Origin of the sequence: Paractinoplanes durhamensis (assembly GCF_016862175.1) — a bacterium.
Lineage (GTDB): Bacteria > Actinomycetota > Actinomycetes > Mycobacteriales > Micromonosporaceae > Actinoplanes > Actinoplanes durhamensis.
Genome location: NZ_BOML01000082.1, coordinates 1 through 20,996, shown reverse-complemented (window position 1 = coordinate 20,996; position 20,996 = coordinate 1). Strand labels below are relative to the sequence as shown.

16 protein-coding genes are annotated in these 20,996 nt (G+C 71.6%); 8 read left to right on the top strand and 8 right to left on the bottom strand.

What is annotated here, in order from left to right; all coding sequences use genetic code 11:
* The first annotated feature begins 207 nt into the window (after positions 1-207).
* The gene (locus Adu01nite_RS43925; RefSeq protein WP_203735333.1) at positions 208-471 is read left to right on the top strand and encodes a hypothetical protein; all 264 of its coding nucleotides are present in this window, start codon (positions 208-210) and stop codon (positions 469-471) included.
* Positions 472-484: 13 nt separating this feature from the next.
* Here Adu01nite_RS43925 and Adu01nite_RS43920 read toward each other — a convergent pair whose 3' ends face one another.
* Genes Adu01nite_RS43920 through Adu01nite_RS43910 form a run of 3 tightly spaced genes read right to left on the bottom strand, consistent with a single transcriptional unit; the run spans position 485 to position 5,386 of the window.
* Entirely contained in the window at positions 485-1,696 is a 1,212-nt protein-coding gene (locus tag Adu01nite_RS43920; protein ID WP_203735332.1) for a hypothetical protein, read from the bottom strand.
* A gap of 34 nt (positions 1,697-1,730) precedes the next feature.
* Complete coding sequence (locus Adu01nite_RS43915; protein ID WP_203735331.1) at positions 1,731-3,413, bottom strand: GTPase family protein; 1,683 nt, start codon at positions 3,411-3,413, stop codon at positions 1,731-1,733.
* Positions 3,410-5,386: a GTPase domain-containing protein gene (locus tag Adu01nite_RS43910; RefSeq protein WP_203735330.1), complete on the bottom strand. Its 1,977-nt coding sequence runs from the start codon at positions 5,384-5,386 to the stop codon at positions 3,410-3,412. Before Adu01nite_RS43910 ends, Adu01nite_RS43915 begins: the two co-directional genes overlap by 4 nt.
* Positions 5,387-5,747: 361 nt before the next feature.
* Here Adu01nite_RS43910 and dnaK point away from each other — a divergent pair, with 361 nt between their 5' ends.
* The 4 genes from dnaK (at position 5,748) to Adu01nite_RS43890 (ending at position 10,062) form a co-directional block, all read left to right on the top strand.
* Positions 5,748-7,634 carry a molecular chaperone DnaK gene (dnaK, locus tag Adu01nite_RS43905; RefSeq protein ID WP_203735329.1) on the top strand — a complete coding sequence of 629 codons (1,887 nt, stop codon included), beginning with the start codon at positions 5,748-5,750 and terminating at the stop codon, positions 7,632-7,634.
* A 50-nt stretch (positions 7,635-7,684) separates the two neighbouring features.
* The gene (gene grpE / locus Adu01nite_RS43900) at positions 7,685-8,326 is read left to right on the top strand and encodes a nucleotide exchange factor GrpE (RefSeq protein ID WP_203735328.1); all 642 of its coding nucleotides are present in this window, start codon (positions 7,685-7,687) and stop codon (positions 8,324-8,326) included.
* A 68-nt stretch (positions 8,327-8,394) separates the two neighbouring features.
* Positions 8,395-9,606 carry a molecular chaperone DnaJ gene (gene dnaJ / locus Adu01nite_RS43895; RefSeq protein WP_203735327.1) on the top strand — a complete coding sequence of 404 codons (1,212 nt, stop codon included), beginning with the start codon at positions 8,395-8,397 and terminating at the stop codon, positions 9,604-9,606.
* 21 nt (positions 9,607-9,627) lie between these two features.
* On the top strand, positions 9,628-10,062 hold the full coding sequence (locus Adu01nite_RS43890; protein WP_203735326.1) for a heat shock protein transcriptional repressor HspR: 435 nt from the start codon (positions 9,628-9,630) through the stop codon (positions 10,060-10,062).
* Positions 10,063-10,118: 56 nt separating this feature from the next.
* On the opposite strand, the gene Adu01nite_RS43885 is transcribed toward Adu01nite_RS43890, so the two are convergent.
* The 4 genes from Adu01nite_RS43885 to Adu01nite_RS43870 form a co-directional block, all read right to left on the bottom strand.
* The gene (locus Adu01nite_RS43885) at positions 10,119-10,562 is read right to left on the bottom strand and encodes a hypothetical protein (protein WP_203735325.1); all 444 of its coding nucleotides are present in this window, start codon (positions 10,560-10,562) and stop codon (positions 10,119-10,121) included.
* 140 nt (positions 10,563-10,702) lie between these two features.
* Positions 10,703-11,911, bottom strand: a complete 1,209-nt coding sequence (locus Adu01nite_RS43880) for a cation:proton antiporter (protein ID WP_203735324.1) — start codon at positions 11,909-11,911, stop codon at positions 10,703-10,705.
* Between the two features lie 14 nt (positions 11,912-11,925).
* Positions 11,926-12,423: a cation:proton antiporter regulatory subunit gene (locus Adu01nite_RS43875; protein WP_203735323.1), complete on the bottom strand. Its 498-nt coding sequence runs from the start codon at positions 12,421-12,423 to the stop codon at positions 11,926-11,928.
* A gap of 40 nt (positions 12,424-12,463) precedes the next feature.
* Positions 12,464-13,699: a sugar efflux transporter gene (locus Adu01nite_RS43870; protein WP_203735322.1), complete on the bottom strand. Its 1,236-nt coding sequence runs from the start codon at positions 13,697-13,699 to the stop codon at positions 12,464-12,466.
* A 148-nt stretch (positions 13,700-13,847) separates the two neighbouring features.
* Between Adu01nite_RS43870 and clpB the strand changes: the two genes are divergently transcribed.
* Complete coding sequence (clpB, locus tag Adu01nite_RS43865) at positions 13,848-16,436, top strand: ATP-dependent chaperone ClpB (RefSeq protein ID WP_203735321.1); 2,589 nt, start codon at positions 13,848-13,850, stop codon at positions 16,434-16,436.
* Positions 16,437-16,492: 56 nt separating this feature from the next.
* Here clpB and Adu01nite_RS43860 read toward each other — a convergent pair whose 3' ends face one another.
* Positions 16,493-16,669, bottom strand: coding sequence for a hypothetical protein (locus Adu01nite_RS43860; protein WP_203735320.1), 177 nt, complete (start codon positions 16,667-16,669; stop codon positions 16,493-16,495).
* A gap of 348 nt (positions 16,670-17,017) precedes the next feature.
* Between Adu01nite_RS43860 and Adu01nite_RS43855 the strand changes: the two genes are divergently transcribed.
* Positions 17,018-18,232, top strand: a complete 1,215-nt coding sequence (locus tag Adu01nite_RS43855; RefSeq protein ID WP_203735319.1) for a chromosomal replication initiator protein DnaA — start codon at positions 17,018-17,020, stop codon at positions 18,230-18,232.
* 51 nt (positions 18,233-18,283) lie between these two features.
* The gene (locus tag Adu01nite_RS43850) at positions 18,284-20,698 is read left to right on the top strand and encodes a hypothetical protein (RefSeq protein WP_203735318.1); all 2,415 of its coding nucleotides are present in this window, start codon (positions 18,284-18,286) and stop codon (positions 20,696-20,698) included.
* The last annotated feature ends 298 nt before the right edge of the window (positions 20,699-20,996 follow it).

Below are 20,996 nucleotides of genomic sequence, written 5' to 3'. Positions count from 1 at the left end.
GCTGAACCCATCAAGCCCGCTGAACCCGCTGATAACGACGAAAAGCCCGTTCCATCCGATTTGGACGATGACCATGACGACGAACCGGGTCGTCACGAAGAACCGCCGGCCCAGCCCTGCGAGGAAAGCTCGCGCCGCCGGAAGCAGGACCGTTCCACCGACAGTCACCGGTCAGCCGACCGGTCCGAGCACCGCCGGAGGTCAACCGTGACGGAACGCCCGCGCAACGTCCGACCCGCCAGCATCCTCGAGCGCAGCTACGCCTCGCATGCCGCGCCGGTCGCCGGCCAGAATCGCCGCCACATCCCCGAGACCCGCGGCGAGGACAACCAGTTCACCGGCAACTCGTACCGCGGCAGTCACCGGGCGGGCAGCATGCACCACGCCGACGAGACGCCGGCCCAGCGCCGCAGCTCCCGGGTCGGCCGGCACCACGCCGACTCCACCGAGGACCTCAGCGGGTACCGGTGAGACCCGGGAAATCTCAGGGCTCGTCGAGCCGGTAGCGGTTCGCCTCGATCCAGGCCTCGATCGCATCCGAGTCGTCCGGGTCGACGCCCTCGGAGATGAGCTGGGCCACCGCCGCCGTGGCCGGGCTGCGGCGCTCGCCGGTCGCGTAGAGCCGGGCGAACTCCGGGATCATCTCCTCGACCATCTCGGCGGTCTGGGTGGCCGCCGACTCGGGCAGGGCCCGGCGCCGGGTCGTGTAGGCCGACCAGGCCCGGGTCACCCGGGGAAGCATGGCCGCGTCGTCCATGTCGAGGACGGCCCGGCGGTGCACCCAGTCGAGCAGGAACAGGCCGGCGACCGCCGGACTCCAGCGCAGCGGGTCGGCGCCGGGCAGGCTCGCCGCGTGGTCGAGCAGCAGGCTCAGGCAGAAGTGCAGGGACGCGACCTCGTCATCGGCATCCACTTTGTCCAGGCCGAAGCGGGCCGCCTCGGGGCTGGTCAGGAAGTCCCGGTTGAGGTCGGACGTGTTCGGCCGGGGTGGCTCGGCCAGCGGTGGGGTCGAGACGATCGGCAGCAGCGCGAGCCGGGCCGCGGCCAGCGCGCGGTCGGTGGCCAGCGAGCCCTCGGCCGGCAGGTCGCCCAGCCCGTCGGTGATCGCCAGGTGGCGGTCGACCTCGTCGCGCAGGCGGCCGGGATCTTCCTCGCGGAACCAGGTCAGCTCGTCCTCGGCGCACATCTCGCGCACCTGGGTCAGGATGCGGGCCGCGTGCGAGCCGACGAAGACGTCCTTGGTGATGCCGATGTTGTGGTCGACCAGGGCGACGACCGCGTGCTCGGGGCCGCCGTCGTCGGTGTCCTCGTAGGCGAAGGTGACCAGATAGGACGTCTGGTCGCCGTAGACATCCCCGTAGGCATAGCAGCCGGTGGGCCGGACCCGGCCCAGCTGTGCTGCCCACGCCGGTGCCTGCGCGCCCCGCCGCACCTGGGCGGCACCGGCCGCATCCGGCACCAGGGTCGCGAACACCTCGCGGATGGTGGTGGCCGCCGCGGTGCGGCGACGGGCGGTCGCGGACAGGAACTCGCTCACGAACTCACGGACCGCGGCTGCCCGGTCGGCCTCGGCCACCGAGTAGACGCTGCCGAGCAGCGCGGTGCCCAGCATCTCGGCGTCCAGTGCGCAGTCGAGTTTCGCCACGTCGCGGGCTGCGTGCAGCACCGCATCGTACGGACTCCGGGTCGCCGTCATATCGCGAGCGTACCGGGACGGTGGTCCGCGTTGACTACTCCGAACGAACGGTCGTGAGCGCCTCGCGTGCCTGGGCGTATGCGTTCAGCACCTCTCGCACGGGAGCCACCACGTATTCGCGGGCGACCTCGGTGACGCCGGCCCGCAGTTGCTGCTCGGCCCGGTGCTTGGCGCGCCGGGAACCCCACTCGACGAGCGGCTTGAGCAGCAGCCACAGCAGGACCCCGGCGAGCAGGCCGCCGAGCAGCAGCAAGGTCGGCAGCGGCACCTCGCCGACCTTCGGATAGTGCAGCTCCGGAAGACCCAGGATGCGTACGGCGTACCCGCCGACGAGCCAGCCCACCCCGAAGATGGCGGCCGCGGCGAACAGCCACTGCAGCAGTCCGACCCCGCGCCACCACAGCGGTGTGCGGTCGGTGCCGAGCTCGGCCTTGGCGATCGCCCGATCGAGCGCGTCGGGCAGGTCGCCGATGCGCGAGCGGGCCGCATTGTTCAGGGCGGGCGTCCAGACCGGCGGCAGTGGTGCCGCGGCGCGGCCGGCGACGGCCCGGACCGAGAGGCCGACCGCCGACTTCTGGGCGGCGTCCGCCTCCGGCACCGAGGTGCGCGGCACGATGTCGGTGGAGATCGCATCGGTCGCCGGCTTCGCGCCGAGGTGCAGCCGGCGCAGCGGATCGGGCCGCAGCTTGCGCAGGCCGCGCAGGACCGGCCAGCCGGTGGCGGTGGCGGCCCGGTGACGGTAGGACCCGGCGGCAGCGTCGGCGACCGCGCCGACCCCGGAGGAGGCGGCGAGCGCGTCGGTGAGCTGCCGGACGGTGGCCCGGTCGACCTCGTCCTCGGCGGCCGGCGGCCCGATCATCGTGGTCAGCGGCTCGCTGACCGCCTCCAGGTCACCGGCCAGGCGGCGCAGTGCGGCCTGCCGGTCGGCGACCGTCTTCTCCAGCGTCTCGCGCAGCTCGGCGAGCATGCCGGGCTGCTTGGCCGAGGTGGCCAGCACCGGCGCACCGGTCAGGCCGTCGTCCTCGAGAAGCCGGCGCAGGTCGCCCAGCACCGTCTCGGTGTCCTGGGTGGACAGCCGGTCGGCCTGGTTGAGCACCACGATGGTGACGCCGACGTGGTTCTGGAACTGCGAAAGGTATGCCTGGTGCAGGATCCGGTCGCCGTACTTCTGCGGGTCGACCACCCAGATCACCTGGTCGACCAGGCCGAGCAGCCGGTCGACCTCGAGCCGGTGGCTGCGCTCGATCGAATCGAAGTCGGGCAGGTCGAGCAGCACCAGACCGCGCAGGGCGACCTCGTCGTCGCCGTCGAGAGCGCTCTCCCGGATGAACCTCTGCCGGGGCAGCACCCCGACCCAGTCGAGCAGCCGGTTGGCCGGTTCGAGCGGACCCCAGACGCAGGCGTGCGCCGCGCCGGTGGTCGGCCGGCGCACCCCGACCGGCGACAGCTTCAGCCGGGCGAGGGCGTTGAACAGGCTCGACTTGCCACTGCCGGTGCTGCCGGCCAGCGCCACCACGGTGTGATCGCGGGACAGCTCCAGCCGGGTGCCGGCCCGCTCGACCAGGGTGTGCGCCGCCACCAGGTCGGCGTCGGGCAGATAGGGGTCGACCAGCCGCAGGAACTTCGACAGCGACTCCAGCCGCTGCACCAACTCCTCGGCGTCGATCCGCCCGTCCGTGCTGGTCAGCACCCCGCGCACCTTCTCCACCAAGCTCATGTCGCGCTCCCCGTCAACGCGAGTTCCGCACGGGCGTTCTCCACCTCGGCGGCCGCCCGCCGCAGGTCGGTGGCCGGCGCCGTGTCCAACCCGGTGGCCGCCGTGCGTTCGGTGAACCGGGCGGCCTCGGCGTCGAGCAGCTCACCCACCCGGAAGAGCAGGTCCTCGCGGGCGCGGTTGGCCAGCCCGCGGATCGCCTGATCCCCGAAGACCGCCTCGAGCACCTTCTGTGCCGCCACCGTAGTACCCGCGCCGACCGCCACCTCCAGCCCGGTCGGGATGAAGGCGGTCGAGGTGAACACGGCGATCATCACGGCCAGGCCGGCGCCGTTCACCGCGTACGCGGCGCCGCGCGCGACCACCCGCTTCTCCGCGCTCTGCTCGCGGACCAGGCCGAGCACCCACTGCTGCCAGTCGCGGACCAGCCGGTCGGCGCGTTGCGGCAGCTCGGTCGAGGCGCGCTGCAGCGGCGGCTCGAGCAGCGCGGCGCCGGCCGGGTGGGCCTGCCACGCCGAGTACGCCTGCTCGGCCGCGTCGGTCGCCACCCCACGCAGCAGCGTGACCAGCTGCGACTCCAGCGCCGTCTGCAGATTGCGGCCGGGCAGCGGTCGCCCGGTGATCGCCGAGACCACCTTGTCGCGCAGCTGGCCGATCCGGCTCTCCAGGGTGCGCATGAACTCGCCGGTGCCGACGAACTCCTGCCAGCGGGCCAGCACCTCGCCGCGCAGCAGCCGCCCGTCGCGCAGCCCCTCGACCACGGTCTGCCGGGCGGTGCGATAGGCCACGGTGACCCGCTCGTCGAGCGCCGATGCGGCCACCGACTGGTCGTCGGCCGCGTCGGCGAGCCCGGCCACCGCCGGCACCAGCGCGGCGAGCGCGCCGTCCAGGGTCTGCCGGACCACCGCCGAGCGCGCGTTGGCATCGGCCGCGAGCTGCTTGAACCAGTCGTGCAGCGGCCCGATCGTGTCCTCGGCGATCAGGCCCTGCCCGTCCAGCGTCGTCTCCGGCAGCACGAACAGCGGGGCCGCGCCGAGATTGCGGGCCTCGAGCATCTCGCGCAGGTGCGCGGTGATGTCGGCGGCCGCCTCGGCCGGGACCCGGTCGAGCACCAGCGCGATCACCGTGCCGCGCAGCCGGGCGGTGGTGAGCAGCTCCCACGGCACGTTGTCGGCGTAGCGGGCCGCGGTCGTGACGAACAGCCAGAGGTCGGCGGCGGCCAGCAACTGCGCCGCGAGCCGCCGGTTGCCCTCGACGACCGAGTCGATGTCGGGGGCGTCGAGGAAGGCGAGTCCGGCGCCGAGCGCCGGGGCGGAGACGACCTGGAGGGTACGGGGATCCGCGCTCGACTCCGGCGTCCGGACGAGCCCGGGCAGCAGCTGACCCTGGCGGAACCACGACAGGTCGGACGGGTTGCTGACCAGCACCGGCGAGCGGGTCGTCGGGCGGAGCACGCCGGCCGTGCTGACCGGGGCCCGGACCAGGCTGTTGACCAGGGTGGACTTGCCGGCGCCGGTGGAGCCGCCGACCACCACGAGCAGCGGGGCGTCGAGCCGGGCCAGGCGCGGAAGAAGGTAGTCGTCGAGCTGGGCGACGAGCGCCGCACCGATCCGGCGGGCATCCTCGGCCGAGGGCATGACCAAGGGGTACGACGAGCCGCCGATCGCCGCGCGCAGACCGCTGAGCGCTTCGGCGAGCCGGGTGACCGCGGCCGGCGGCTCGGCGATGGCCGGCTCGGGCTTGGGGGCGGGCTCAGGCTCGGGCTCGGATGCCGCTTTTGTCGGTTTTTCCTCACCCAAAGCGGCGGATGAATTTTCGGTTACCGACGGGTACTCGGTAACCTTCGTCTCGTCCGCGGCTTCTTCCGGTAACTCGATTTTGGCGTCCGGTTCACCCTCGGCGATCGGCTCAGCGACGGGTTCGGTGGCCTCCGCCGGCGCCTCGTCATCGGGATCAGGATGTGGCTGACGGGACACGACGGCTTCCGTAGGATCAGAGTTGTCCCCGGCATCGGTCGAAACCGTGCTCGTCAGGCCCTTCTCGTCCGATCCGGCGGGCTCTTGCATTGCGGCGTCCACGGCGGAATTGGCCGATGGACCGACCGCGTCACCGTGCGTCGTCACGGCTAAAGAGTGCCCGATCTATGCATGCAGGACAACAGGTACCGGTATGCCGTGACCGGACAGGTATCTACCGAACTGCAATGGTCGATGCGTGCGCGCAGTTGCGCCCACTTCACTCAAGTCCGAGTTGACGATGGGCACGCCCGTGGCATCATTGAGTCGGTTCCACTCAACCTTGTACCGAACCGAGCTCTGTAAGAAGCGAGGACCAACCATGGCACGTGCGGTCGGCATCGACCTCGGCACCACGAACTCCTGCGTCAGCGTTCTGGAAGGAGGCGAGCCCACCGTCATCGCCAACGCGGAGGGCTCCCGGACGACTCCGTCGATCGTTGCCTTCGCCCGTAACGGTGAGGTGCTCGTCGGCGAGGTCGCCAAGCGCCAGGCGGTGACGAACCCGGACCGGACCATTCGTTCGGTCAAGCGGGAGGTCGGCACCAACTGGTCGATCGACATCGATGGCAAGAAGTACACCCCGCAGGAGATCTCGGCGCGGGTCCTGATGAAGCTGAAGCGCGACTCCGAGGCCTACCTCGGCGAGCCGATCACGGACGCGGTCATCACCGTCCCGGCTTACTTCAACGACGCGCAGCGCCAGGCCACCAAGGAGGCGGGCGAGATCGCCGGCCTCAACGTCCTGCGGATCGTCAACGAGCCCACCGCGGCCGCCCTGGCCTACGGGCTCGACAAGGGCTCCAAGGAGCAGACCGTCCTGGTCTTCGACCTCGGCGGCGGCACCTTCGACGTCTCCCTGCTGGAGCTGGGCGACGGCGTCATCGAGGTCAAGTCGACCTCCGGTGACAACCACCTCGGTGGCGACGACTGGGACCAGCGGGTCATCGACCACCTGGTCAAGACGTTCCGCGGCGAGCACGGCATCGACCTGGGCGCCGACAAGATGGCCCTGCAGCGTCTGCGCGAGGCCGCCGAGAAGGCCAAGATCGAGCTGTCCGCGGCGACGACGACCAGCATCAACCTGCCGTACATCACGGCCGGCCCGGACGGCCCGCTGCACCTGGACATGTCGCTGTCCCGGGCCGAGTTCCAGCGCATGACGCAGGACCTTCTCGACCGCTGCAAGGGCCCGTTCGAGTCCGCGATCAAGGACGCCGACGTCAAGCTCTCCGACGTCGACCACGTCATCCTGGTCGGTGGCTCGACCCGCATGCCGGCCGTCGCCGACCTGGTCAAGGGCATCACCGGCAAGGAGCCCAACAAGGGCGTCAACCCGGACGAGGTCGTCGCCGTCGGTGCCGCGCTGCAGGCCGGCGTGCTGAAGGGCGAGGTCAAGGACGTTCTGCTCCTCGACGTCACCCCGCTGTCCCTGGGCATCGAGACCAAGGGCGGCATCATGCACAAGCTGGTCGAGCGCAACACGACCATCCCGGCGCACCGCTCCGAGGTCTACACCACGGCCGACGACAACCAGCCGTCCGTGCTGATCCAGGTCTTCCAGGGCGAGCGCGAGATGGCGGCGTACAACAAGAAGCTCGGCACCTTCGAGCTCAGCGGCATCGCGCCGGCTCCGCGTGGCGTCCCGCAGATCGAGGTCTCCTTCGACATCGACGCGAACGGCATCGTGCACGTGTCCGCCAAGGACCTGGGCACGGGCAAGGAGCAGAAGATGACGATCACCGGTGGCTCCGCGCTGCCGAAGGACGACATCGAGCGGATGATGCGCGACGCCCAGGACCACGCGGACGAGGACAAGAAGCGCCGCGAGGACGCGGAGACCCGCAACCTGGCCGAGCAGTTGCAGTGGCAGACCGAGAAGTTCCTGGCCGAGAGCGGCGACAAGCTGCCCGAGGACAGCAAGAACAAGATCGGCGAGGCGCTCGGCGAGCTGCGTGGTGCGCTGGGTGGTTCCGACATCGAGAAGATCAAGTCGGCGCACGAGCACCTGTCGCAGGTCTCCCAGGAGGCCGGTTCTCTGCTGTACTCGCAGGGTGACGGAACGCAGGCGGCTCAGGGTGCCGACGGCACCCAGGCCCCGGGTGGCGCGACCGGCCCCGGCCCGTCGGCGTCCGCCGGTGCTGGTCCTGCTGCCGGTGGTGCCGACGACGTCGTCGACGCCGAGATCGTGGAGGACGACAAGAAGTGACTGCCGCTGGAGACCAGCCTTCAGCCGAATCCAGGGCGGCGGCGGGGCGGTTGGACGGGGAAAACGACGGTCAGGCGACCGAGCGGGTCGTCATCCGGGACCGCCGCAAGATCGATCCGAAGGCCGAGGCGAAGGCAAAAGGCTCCGCCGAGGTCAAGGAGAAGGTTGCGGGCGGCGCGCATCGCGCTGCCGAACCGGAGGAGGGCACCGAGACCGTGGTGGAGGCTGATGCTGTCGAGCCGCCCGCCCCGGCTCTCGGCGCCGAGCTCGAGGCCCTGCGCAACGAGCTCGACGAGCGGACCCATGACCTGCAGCGGGTGACCGCCGAGTACGCCAACTACCGCAAGCGGGTCGACCGTGACCGGTCGGCGGCCGCCGAGCTGACCACCGGTGCGGTGCTGACCGCGCTGCTGCCGGTGCTCGACGACATCGACCGGGCCCGGGAGCACGGCGACCTGGTCGGCCCGTTCGCCTCGGTGGCGGAGCAGCTGACCGCGGTGACCGGCAAGCTCGGTCTCACCCCGTTCGGCGAGAAGGGCGACCCGTTCGACCCCAACCGGCACGAGGCGGTCGCGCACCTGACGTCGGCCGACGTCACGGAGGCGACCTGCGTCGAGGTGATGCGCCGGGGCTACACGCTGGGTGAGCGGCTGCTCCGTGCCGCCCTGGTCGCGGTCGCCGACCCGGAGTGATCTCACAGGCTCGTCCCGCCCACCGCGTCGCGGTGGGCGGGCCTTACCGCTAGGAGGAGGTGGACGCGATGAGCTCGAAGGACTGGCTCGAGAAGGACTTCTACGCTGTCCTTGGCGTGAACAAGTCCGCCTCAACCGACGAGATCAAGAAGGCGTACCGCAAGCTGGCGCGCGACCTGCATCCCGACCGGAACCCGGGTAACGCCGAGGCCGAGGAGAAGTTCAAGGCCACGTCCGAGGCGTACGACGTGCTCTCCGACGACAAAAAGCGCAAAGAGTACGACGAGATGCGCTCGCTGTTCGGCTCGGGCGCGTTCCGCCGGGGTGCCCGATCGGGCACCGGTGGCACCCAGTTCGACCCGTCCGACCTGTTCGGCGGCTTCTCCGGCGCGGGTGCCGGCGGCGGCAGCCCGGGCGACCGGCGGTTCGGCGGGGCCGGCTTCTCGGACATATTCAGCTCGATATTCTCGGGTGGCGGGCCAGGCGGTACGGCTGGCGGCGCCACCACCCGACGTGGCCCACGCCGCGGCCGGGACGTCGAGACCGAGGTGACCCTCGACTTCACCCAGGCGGTCCGCGGCACGACGTTGCCGTTGACGTTGCGGTCGGCCGGGGAGTGCGACACCTGCCACGGCAACGGTGCGAAGCCGGGCACGGCTCCGCGCACCTGCCCGCAGTGCCACGGCAGCGGCCTGATCTCCCGTAACCAGGGCTCGTTCAGCTTCAGCGAGCCGTGCCGGGAGTGCCAGGGCGCCGGCACCATCGTGGACGAGAAGTGTCCCGAGTGCCGGGGCACCGGCGGGGTCACCAAGGCCCGCACGATCAACGTCCGGTTCCCGTCCGGGGTCGCCGACGGCCAGCGCATCCGGCTTTCCGGCCGCGGTGAGCCGGGCGATCGCGGCGGTCCGGCCGGCGATCTGTACGTGCAGGTCATGGTGCGTCCGGACGATCTGTTCGGGCGCAGCGGCGACGATCTGACCCTGACCCTTCCGATCAGTATCGCCGAGGCGGTGCTCGGTGCCGACCTGCGGGTGCCGACGCTGGAGGGTCCGGTCACCATGCGGGTGCCGCCCGGCACCCCGAGCGGCCGCAAGCTGCGGGCCCGGGGCAAGGGCGTGACCCGCAAGGACGGACCACCCGGCGACCTGATCGTCACGGTCGAGGTGCAGGTACCGGATGGTGTTACGGGGGAAGCGCGGGACGCGTTGGAGCGTTTCGCGAAACTGACCCCGCCGGCTGGGCGGGACCGGCTCGAGGCGCGCGTGCGCCGGGGCGGTTAGTACCTGATCGGGAGGTGGCACATGTATGAAGAGCTCCACATCTCCGTGGAACAGTCCTCCGATGCGAAGGTCCTGATCATTTCGGTGGCCGCCCGGCTGGCCGGGATGCACCCGCAGACCCTTCGCCAGTACGACCGGCTCGGGCTGGTGCAGCCCGGCCGGGCCGGCGGTGGCGGCCGACGGTACAGCGAGCGCGACGTGGCCCTGCTGCGTGAGGTGCAGAAGCTGAGTCAGGACGAGGGCGTCAACCTGGCCGGCATCAAGCGCATCATCGGCCTGGAGCAGCTGGTCGCGGACCTGCAGCACCGGGTCGCCGAGCTGGAGCATCAGCTCGACGACGCGTACTCCCGGATTGCCCACATGGAAAGTCCGTATGCGAGGCAGGACCTGGTTCGCCAGGAACGGCCCTCGACGGCCCTGGTGGTCTGGCGCCCCCGCCGAGCCCCGGACAAGTAGCCCCAACGACGAATAGCGGCCTTCCCGTGGGAAGGCCGCTTCTCTTTACCCTGGCGTCAGCGGCGGAACATCCCGAGACGCCGGGGGTGGCGGACCAGGCCGCCCTCGATCCAGTCGGAGTAGTCGAACGTCTCCGGCCGGCTCATCAGGACGCGACAGTTGTGCGCCCAGATCGCCATCGGCTCGTCGCCGACCTCCTCGGCCCGCTCGACGAACTTCTTCAAGCGGCGTTTACGCAGGCCGGAGGCGTTCTGCCGGACGCCGTCGGCAGCGTAGATGTGCATGCAGTGCAGCGCGAACCGCCGCGCCGGGCACTGCCTGTCCATCGCGAGCTCGAAGAGGGTCGGGGCGAGAACATCGCCGGCGATCAGAAGGTCCCAGTCGCCGGGCATGGCATCCAACGGTACGGACTCGGGGTGGTATGCCCACGCCTGCAGCTCCTCCGGCCGGGGATCGACCGGGTTCGCGAACCCGTAGAAAGTCGACTCACGCACTGACACGCCGCCGCCTCCCAGAAAGTCCGAATAACACGTAGTTGTCGAGGCGGAACGGTAGCGCGCTCAAAGTTCCTACGGAAGTGTTCGGACATCACAATCGGATACTGGCCAGTAGCTTTGTGCAGCCTTGCCTGTAATGGGCGTCACTCACCTGCGGGAACAGGGGCCGTACGGCGCTGCCGAAGAGCCATTCGGCGTCTCACCATGTTCTTGAACCACTGGTAGTCGGGCAGCCGCGCGAGCATCGGCCCGGTGACCACCGTGATCAACACGTAGGCGGTCGCCAGCGGCGCCAGCCGGGGCTCCACGCCGGACGCCACCGCGAGGCCGGCGATGACGACCGAGAACTCACCGCGCGGCATCAGCGCCAGGCCGGCCCGGAGCTGGCCGGGCAGCGCGATGCCGACCCGGCGAGCGGCCAGGTAGCCGGTCAGGATCTTGGTCGACATGGTCAGCACGGCCAGCAGGATCGCCGGGAGCAGGACCGGCGGCATGTCGGCCGGGTCGGTGGACAGCCCGAAGAAGACGAAGAAGACCGCCGCGAACAGGTCGCGCAGCGGCTCCAGCATCTGGGTGGCGTGGTGCGCGACCGGGCCGGAGAGTGCGATGCCGACCAGGAAGGCGCCGACCGCCGCGGACACCTTGAGCTCGGCCGCCACCCCGGCCACGAACAGGGTCAGGCCGAGCACGCTGAGCAGCAGCGCCTCCGGGTCGTTCACCGACATGGCCTTGCTGATCGTGTGGCCGTAGCGGATCGCCACGACCAGGACCGCGATCACCGTGACCACCGCGACGGCCAGCGCCTTGACCCCGCCGACCAGGCCGACGCCGGCCAGCACCGCGGTGACGAGCGGTAGGTAGAAGGCCATCGCCAGGTCTTCGATGACCAGCACCGACAGGATCACCGGGGTCTCGCGGTTACCGAGCCGGCCCAGGTCGCCGAGCACCTTGGCGATCACGCCCGAGGAGGAGACCCAGGTGATGCCGGCCAGCACCAGCGCGGCCTGCCAGTCCCAGCCGAGCAGCAGCGCGAACCCGGCCCCGGGCACCGCGTTGAGCAGCGCGTCGATCACGCCGGCCGGGGCGGCCGCGCGCAGGTTGCCGATCAGCTCGGTGGCGGAATATTCCAGGCCCAGCATGACCAGCAGCAGGATCACGCCGATCTCCGCGCCGACCTGGATGAACTCCTCGCTGGCCGAGAGCGGGATGAAACCGCCGTGCCCGAAGGCGAGCCCGGCGAGAAGGTAGAGCGGGATGGGCGACAGGCCGATCGTGCGGCCGAGCCGGCCGAGCATGCCGAGCGCGAAGAGCAGCGCGCCGACCTCGATGAGGAGGATCGTCGTACTGTGCATGGGTCTAGGTCGGCCTAATCGTCGTGGTCGCCGGCCAGGATGGCAGTGACGCCGTCCAGGCCATCGCGCGTGCCGACCGCGACCACCACGTCGTTCGCCTCGAAGTAGAACGAGGGGCCCGGTGAGGCGATCACCTCGCGGTCGCGCAGGACGGCCACGATGGACGCGCTGGTGCGGGTGCGGGCCTTGGTGTCGCCCAGGCGGCGACCCACGAACGCCGAGCCGGCCGGCAGCGCGATCTGCTCGGTGAGCAGGCCGGCGGCCTGCTGGCGCAGACCGGCGAGCTGACCGAGCATCAGCGAGGCCCCGAGCACGTCGGCGAGCGCCTCCGCCTCACCGTCGGTGAGCGGGATCGACGCGAGGCAGGCATCCGGGTCGTCCACGTCGTACAGCACCAGGTCACGACGGCCGTTGCGGTGGGAGACGACCCCGACCGTCCGGCCGGATGAGGTCACCAGGTCGTGCCGGACACCTATGCCCGGCAGCGGAGTCTGTTCCACCCGTACACGCACGCCGCCAACGGTATCGGACGCGGAGCCATGCACCCTTCCACTATGGGTGATATGCCGGTTCTGCACCAGAGAATTGATCAGCTGCCGGTTCCGGGGCGGCCTCCACCGGCTTCACCCGGCCACTGGCGATCAGCAAGATCAAACCAAGAACGGCAAGACCGAGATTCATCCCGTACGCGAGTCGGAAGCCGAAGTGCTGCGCGAGACCGAACAGCGGGGCGGCCAGGATCTGGCTGACCGGGAACGTGTTGGTCACCATGGTCGTGGCCCGGCCCGGATGGTCCGGCATCATGTCCTGCACGTACGAGATGCTCAGCGCACCGACCGTCGCGATGACCGTGGCCTGCAGCGCCTGGGCCGCGACCAGCACCCAGACCGAGGTCGTCACCACCACGATCGCGTGGTAGAGCACCGCGCAGGCCATGCCGATGAGGATCAGCCGGCGGATCGGGATCCGGGTGGCCAGCGCGCCGAGGGCCAGCATCAGCGGGATCTCCAGCGCGGCGCAGACCCCGAGGACCAGGCCGGCCTGCCGGATCGAGCCGCCCAGGTCGTCGCTCACGAACAGCGACATGGCCTGGACGTTCAGGGTGGACGCGGTGGTCACCGCGGTGAAGCTCGCGATGATCAGGAAGAGCGTGATCGGGCGGACGGTGGGTCCGGCGTGCGTCTCGACCTCGGCGGTGCCCACCACCGGCTGCGGCACCCGCGGCAGCCAGATCACGATCATCAGCGCGCCGAGCAGGTAGAGGGCCGCGGCCAGGCCGTAGGTCCAGCCGAAACCGTGCGCGGCCAGCACCACCGCGGCCAGCGGCGGACCGCCCACCCAGGCGGCCGAGAAGAGGGTGCGGAGCGCACTGATCCCGAAGGCCGCCCGGCCCGGTTCGCGCTGTTGGAGCAGCTGACGGGCGTACGCAAAGCTTTGTGGGAAGAGTGCCCCGGCGATCGCGGTGAGTGAGACGGTGACCGCAAGGACCGCCCAGTAGTTCTGGAAGAGCGCGGTGAGCGCGGTGCCGGCCGCGCCGGCCAGCGCCGCGCCGATGAGCAGTTGCCGCCGGATCGGCCATCGGTCGGAGGCGCGCCCGATCAGCCACGAGATGACGACGCCGGAGATCGGTGCGACGGCGAGGAACGCGGTCGTCGCGAGCGGCGAGGCGTGCAGCCCGTCGGCCAGGAAAAGCGCCAGGTAGGGGCCGACGAAGGACGTCGCGAGGCCGACCACGATGAAGATCAGGGCAAGGGGCAGAAGACGGCGGAGCAAGGGTGGTACGGCCACGTTCCACCACGCTACGGCTCGGGAGTCCCGGCTCATAAGCGGTCGTGTCGACCGTCACGGCAGATCTCGTGTTGGCGTTGTCGACGGGAGCATCGACGCCTAGAGTTGAGCGGAACGGGCTCAAGTCTGCGGAGCTTCAGGGGAGCACATGAACGCCGAACGTCTGACCACCAAGAGCCGCGACGTCATCACCGGTGCCGTCGCCGATGCGGGCCGGCGAGGACACGCCACGGTCGAACCGTGGCACCTGCTGCTTTCGCTGCTGGACACCGGTGGCTCGACCGCCCCCGCGCTGCTGCGCGCGGTCGGCGCCAACCCCGCGGACGTCCGCCGCGCGGCGGTGCGCGCCATCGAGCAGCTGCCGTCGGCCCGGGGGTCCAGCACCGCCGAGCCGTCCCTCTCGCGCGAGTTCGTCAACGCCATCGGCGAGGCCGAGCTGATCGCCCAGCCGCTCGGCGACGAATACGTGTCGACCGAGCACCTGCTGGCCGGCCTGGCCCGCGGCGGCGGCGTGGTGAGCCGCGCGCTGAAGGGTGTCGGCGCCACCGAGGAGTCGCTGGTGGCCGCGTTCCCGCAGGTCCGCGGGGGCGAGCGGCGGGTGACCACGCCGGACGGCGAGCAGACCTACCAGGCGCTGGAGAAATACAGCGTCGACCTGACCGCCCAGGCCCGGGACGGCAAGATCGACCCGGTGATCGGCCGGGACGCCGAGATCCGCCGGGTCGTGCAGGTCCTCTCCCGCCGCACCAAGAACAACCCGGTGCTGATCGGTGAGCCCGGCGTCGGCAAGACCGCGATCGTCGAGGGCCTGGCCCAGCGGATCGTGGCCGGCGACGTGCCGGAGACGCTGCGCGACAAGAAGCTGGTCTCGCTCGACCTCGGCGCGATGGTGGCCGGCGCGCAATATCGCGGCCAGTTCGAGGAGCGGCTCAAGAGCGTCCTCGAGGAGATCCGCGGCTCCAACGGCCAGGTCGTCACGTTCCTCGACGAGCTGCACACGGTCGTCGGCGCGGGCAAGGGCGAGGGCTCGATGGACGCCGGCAACATGCTCAAGCCGATGCTGGCCCGCGGTGAGCTGCGGATGGTCGGTGCGACCACGCTCGACGAATACCGCGAGCACATCGAGAAGGACCCGGCGCTCGAGCGCCGCTTCCAGCCGGTGGTCGTCGGTGAGCCGACCGTCGAGGACACGATCGGCATCCTGCGCGGGCTCAAGGGCCGCTACGAGGCGCACCACCGGGTGCAGATCACCGACGCCGCCCTGGTTGCCGCGGCCTCGCTCTCCGACCGCTACATCTCCGACCGGTTCCTGCCCGACAAGGCGATCGACCTGATCGACGAGGCCGCCTCCCGGCTGCGGATGGAGATCGACTCCCGCCCGGTCGAGCTCGACCAGCTCCAGCGGCAGGTCGACCGGATGCGGGTCGAGAAGCTCGCCCTGGAGAAGGAGACCGACCCGGCCTCCCGCGACCGGCTGGCCAGCCTCGAGCGCGCCCTCGCCGACCGCGAGGAGGAGCTGACCGCGCTGAATGCCCGGTGGGAGCGCGAGCGCGGCGGCCTCAACCGGGTCGGTGAACTCAAGAAGCGCCTCGACTCGTCAATGGCGGAGCTGGAGCGTGCCCAGCGCGACGCCGAATGGGAAAAAGCCTCGCGTCTGCAATATCAGGAGATCCCGGCTCTCGAGCAGGAGATCGCCAGCGCCTCCGCCGCCGACGAGGAGGAGAAGGTCGAGCCGCCGATGGTCAAGGAGGAGGTCGGCGCCGACGACATCGCCGAGGTGATCTCCGCGTGGACCGGCATCCCGGCCGGTCGGATGATGGAGGGCGAGACCGCCAAGCTGCTGCGGATCGAGGAATCGCTGCAGGCCAAGGTCATCGGCCAGGGCGAGGCCGTGGCCGCGGTGGCCGGTGCGGTCCGGCGGGCCCGGGCCGGCATCGCCGACCCCGACCGGCCGACCGGCAGCTTCCTCTTCCTCGGCCCCACCGGCGTCGGCAAGACCGAGCTGGCCAAGGCGCTGGCCGGCTTCCTCTTCGACGACGAGCGGGCGATGGTCCGGATCGACATGAGCGAGTACGGCGAGAAGCACTCGGTGGCTCGCCTGGTCGGGGCCCCGCCCGGATATGTCGGCTACGAGGAGGGCGGCCAGCTCACCGAGGCGGTGCGCCGCCGGCCGTACAGCGTGGTGCTGCTCGACGAGGTGGAGAAGGCCCACCCGGACGTCTTCGACGTGCTGCTGCAGGTCCTCGACGACGGCCGGCTCACCGACGGGCAGGGCCGCACGGTCGACTTCCGCAACGCGATCCTGGTGCTCACCTCCAACCTCGGCTCGCAGGCCGCCGACTTCACCATGGGTGACGAGGAGCGGCGGGACGAGGTCATGGCGGTGGTGCGGGCGCACTTCAAGCCCGAGTTCCTCAACCGGCTCGACGACATCGTGGTGTTCCACGCGCTCACCAAGGGCGACCTGTCGGCGATCGTCGACATCCAGCTCGGGCGGCTGCGCGACCGGCTGGCCGAGCGGCGGCTGCGGCTCGAGGTCACCCCGACGGCGGTGGAGTGGCTGGGCGAGCACGGGTACGACCCGATCTACGGGGCTCGGCCGTTGCGCCGGCTCGTGCAGTCCTCGATCGGGGACGGGCTGGCCAAGGCGCTGCTGGCCGGGGAGATCCGGGACGGGGACACCGTGCTGGTCGACTTCGCCGACAGCAAGGACCACCTGTCGGTCCAGCGCGCTTAGCCCTGCTGACACGAAAGGCCCCGGGTTGCCCCGGGGCCTTTCGTCGTTGCTTGCGCCTAGTGCGTGGCCTCCCGCCGGCGATAGGCCTGCGTCATCAGAATGTCGGTGACGACGTGCTCGCCCTCGTCGGACCAGATCCGGATGCCGTCGCGGTGCAATTCGTACCGGACGTCCTTGAAGCTGGTGCGGGTGTCGTCATGATGCACGACGGTCAGCATGTTGGCATGAGGCATGTGGGACTCACCGGTCCTTAAGTCTGGGGCAGCCGCGGTGTGGTCACGCGGCCCGCGTAATGGGAAAGGTGCCCGGCTGCGGTCTGCCTCGGCCCCGGCCATCTGTTTGCGGGGCGGGCGACTCGTGCGGGCAGGTGGCGTCCCCGGAGGTCTCTGCTGCCAGGTCGGCGCCACGGATGGAAGTGTAGGGGCCGCGATTGCCCCGTGTCGCCCCCTGATCGAGCGACCTATATCCGGATATTTCGGCCATCGTCGCCCGATGTTGCCACAGCGTGACGGCGTGCGTTGGGCGGTCGCGAATGTGGACCCGGCCCGATACCGTGTGAGTGGATCAAGATTGGGGGAATTGTGACCGTTCCCAGCTTCTCCGCCTCCGGCAGCCTCGAGCCACCTCCCCGGCTCCGTCCCGGCACCGTGACCGTGGCCGCCTACCTGCTCTACGCGGTGGCCGTCTTCGAAGTGATCAACGCGATCCTCTCGTTCGCCACGCTCGGCGCGGTCACCGACGCGCTCAAGGACGTCTACGCCGGTAGCACCGTCTCCGACGAGGGCGCCGAAGCGATCGTCACCGCCACCTACCTCGTCGGCGCGGTGATCAACCTATTGCTCGGCGCCGGCTTCGTCGTCCTGGGCCTGCTCGACGCCCGCGGCAAAAATCCGGCCCGCATCATCACCTGGGTGGTCGGCGGCATCGCGCTCTGCTGCGTCGGCGCCGGCCTCGGCGGCGGCGCGCTCTCCAGCTCCCTGGACACCAGCGGCGACACCGCCGGCGGCCCGACCGCCGACCAGGTGCAGCAGAGCCTCGACGCGGCCCTCCCGTCCTGGTACACCCCGGTGACCACGACGATCACCGTGATCGTGCTGCTTGCCCTGCTCGCCGTGATCATCCTGCTGGCGCTGCCGAAGTCGAACGAGTTCTTCCGCAAGCCGGCGGCCCCGGGTTGGGACCAGGCGGCGCTCTACTCGCCGTACGGCGCCCAGCCGCCCTACCCGCCCGCCGGCCAGTACGGCGCGCCCGGCCAGCCGGCTCCGGGCCCCTACGGCACACCGGGTCAACCGGCCCCGGGCGGATACGGCCCGCAGCCGACTCCGGGCCCCTACGGCCCGCAGGGCCAGCCGGCACCCGGCCCCTACGGCCAGCCGGCGCCCGGTCAATACGGCCCGCAAGGTCAGCCGGCGCCCGGATATCCGCCCTACCCCGGCCAGCCCGCTCCGGGCCCGTACGGTCCGCCGGGGCAGCCCGCGCCTGGACTTCCGTCCTACGGCGGCCAGCCCGCCCCCGGCCCATACGGCCAGCCGGCGCCCGGCCCGACCTATCCCGGCCAGCCTGATTCCGGCCAGCCGGCGCCCGGGCTTCCGACCTATCCCGGCCAGCCTGCCTCCGGCCAGCCGGGGCCTGGGCTGCCGTCTTATCCCGGCCAGTCGGCTACGCCGGAGTCCGGTGACCCGGCGTCCGGGCCTCCGCCCCACTCCGGCCAGCCCGGGGAGCAGGGCCCCGGCGAGGAACCCGGACAACAAGGAAACGCGGCTCAACCGCCCAATCCGCCTACCAACCCGTCCTGATCCGGCCCACACGGTAGGTTCGGGCCAACGGATCACCGTGGGGAGTCGTCGATGTCGTACTCAACTCTGCAGCCGCCTGCCATCGCGCCGCCGGCGCCGGCCGGGCGCCCGCCTGCGGTGTCCGCCGCGGCCCTGCTGCTCTGGGTGATGGCGGGGATCGGGCTGATCTATGCTGTCGCGTCCGTCGCGGTGGCGCCCGGCACGATCACCCGGTTCCGCGATACGGCGCAGCAGCTGAGCAGCACCGTCGACAAGGACAGCTACATCGCGGTGGTGTGGCTCGGCACGGCCGTCGCCATGGTGCTCGGGGTGATCGTGTTCGCCCTGTTCGTGGTGCTGGGCATCGCCCTGCGGCGCGGCAGCAACTCCGCCCGGATCGCGACGCTGGTCGTCTGCGGCATCGGCGGCCTGGCCGGCGTGGGCACCCTGATCACCCTGGGCGTGGAGCGCGGCGGCGACCCGGTCTCGTCGTCGGTCGGCCAGCAGCTGACCGACGCCTACCCGAGCGGCTGGCTGGGCACCAACATCACCCTCGCCGCGGCCCAGATCCTGGCCTACGTCCTGGTCGCGATCCTGATCATGGCCGCACCGCGGGTCTTCTTCCGCCGCACCACACCGGCCGAGCCGGCACCGGGGGCGTTCCCGCAATACGGCGCCCCCTACCCGGGCCCCTATGCCGTGACCGCGGGCTACGGAAGCCAGAACTACGGCTCCGGCCTGGTCACCGGCTCGGCCTCGGCCCCGCCGGCCTACGGCCCGGCCTCCGCCCCACCGGCACTGGGCGCCTACGCCCCGGCCTCGGCTCCGCCGGCCGCGGGTGGCTACGGCCCGGCCTCCGCACCTCCAGCTCTGGGTGGCTACGGTCCGGCTCCTGCGGGATACGGCCCTCCCGGGCCGGCCGGTTACGGCCCGCCTCCGGCTTCGGCCTACGGCTTGCCGCCTGGTCAGGGCTACGGCCCGCCGCCCGGATCGGCCTACGGCCCGGCGTCCGCTCCGCCTGCTCCGGGTGGCTACGGCCCGGCTCCCGAGGGGTACGGCCCAGCCTCCGCTCCGCCGGCTCCAGGCGGCTATGGCCCGGTTCCTGAGGGGTACGGTCCGGCCTCCGCTCCGCCGGCTCCGGGTGGCTACGGTCCGCCTCCTCCCGGGTATGGCCCAGCTTCTGCCCCTCCTGCCCCGGGTGGCTATGGTCCGCCTCCTCCGGGGTATGGCCCGGCTTCTGCCCCTCCTGCCGCGGGTGGCTACGGTCCGCCTCCTCCGGGGTGGGGCCCTCCGGGACAGGCTGGATACGGTCCGGCTTCGGGTTACGGCCCGCCGCCGGGCCAGGGTTACGGCCCGCCGCCGGCATCGGGCTACGGCCCGGCTTCAGCTCCTGGGTACGGCCCGCCGTTCCCCGCGGGGTACGGCCCGGCTTCCGCGCCGGGTTATGGCCCGACGTCAGCGCCGCCCGCAACCGGAGCGTTTCCGCCGTTGCCTCCGGGCTACGCCGGCCCCTACGCGCCGCAGGGCGAGCCCGGCGAGCCCGCACCCGGTCTGCCGCCCTATCCCGGCGGCCCAGCACCTGCCCCGGCAGCACCCGTAGCCGCGCCCTACCAGGGTGCGCCCGGTGCAACGCCTTACTCGGCTCCGCCGGCGCCAGGCGCGTCGCAGAACCCGGGTTCGCCCTACGCGGCTCCGCCGGCGCCGGGAACGCCGCCGTACCCCGGACCGCCGCCCGGTGCCTCGCCCTACGCGGGCCCGCCGACTCCCGGTGCTCCGTCCTATCCCGGGCAGCCGGCGCCCAACATGCCGTCCCATCCGGGCGCGCAGCCTTCGGGCAATCCGGGGCAGCCGGTGCCCGGCTTCCCGCCATACCCCGGCCAGCCGGCCGCTTACGGTCCGGCTTACCCGGCCGGGCCCGGCTACCCGGCGGCACACCCGCACAGCGCGGAGCAGGCCGCCCTTTGGGGCCGCCCACCAGCGCCCGCGACGCCCGCGGGGCTCCCCGCCCCGGCAGCCGGCGGTCCTGGCCCTTCTGCGGGAGCTCCAGCCGGCACCGCAACAAACGCCCCGTCCACCGTCGCTCCAGCCAGCCTGGGTGCACCCGCAGCAGCCGCCGGCCCGTCCAGCGCGGCGGTGGCTGACTCGGCGTCAGCCAACGTAGCCGCGCCTGACTCGGGTGCGTCCGCTACGGGTTCGTCCAGCGCGGGCCCAGCCGACTCGGCGTCAGCCAATGTCGCCACAGCTGACGCTGGTACGGCCGCCACCGGCTCATCCAGCGCGGGCACCGGGATGACTCCGCCCAACGGCGTTTCCGAGGGGAATTCGGCTTCCGCGGAACCGGACACAGCTCCGGCCGCGGAGGTGCCGGCTGCTGCAGCGCCAGGTGAGTCCCCGTCCGGGAGCAAGCCGACTGACGCCGCCACTGAGACCTCCGCCGGCACCTCCGAGGCAAAGGGAGACCAGTACTGGTCTCGGCCGGTCGAGTAGCCGCCTGCCGCAACGCGGGATGACGGCCGAGCGAGACTCGCTCGGCCGTCACCCGCCGCTCGGCGCTTAACGTCCGGCCAGACCGCGCAGGGCCACGGTGACCTCGGCCGCAGCGGCCGTCTCTGCCCCGGCTTCCGTCTCGGCGGCCCCAAGCCTGTGGCTACAGACGCGAGGAGCCTTCCGAAAGGAGCGGCGAGGCAGGCTGGCTGGCGCCGTCCGCGCCGGGCCGTCCGCGCCGGGCCGTCCGCGCCGGGCCGTCCGCGCCGGGCCGTCCGCGCCGGGCCGTCCGCGCCGGGCC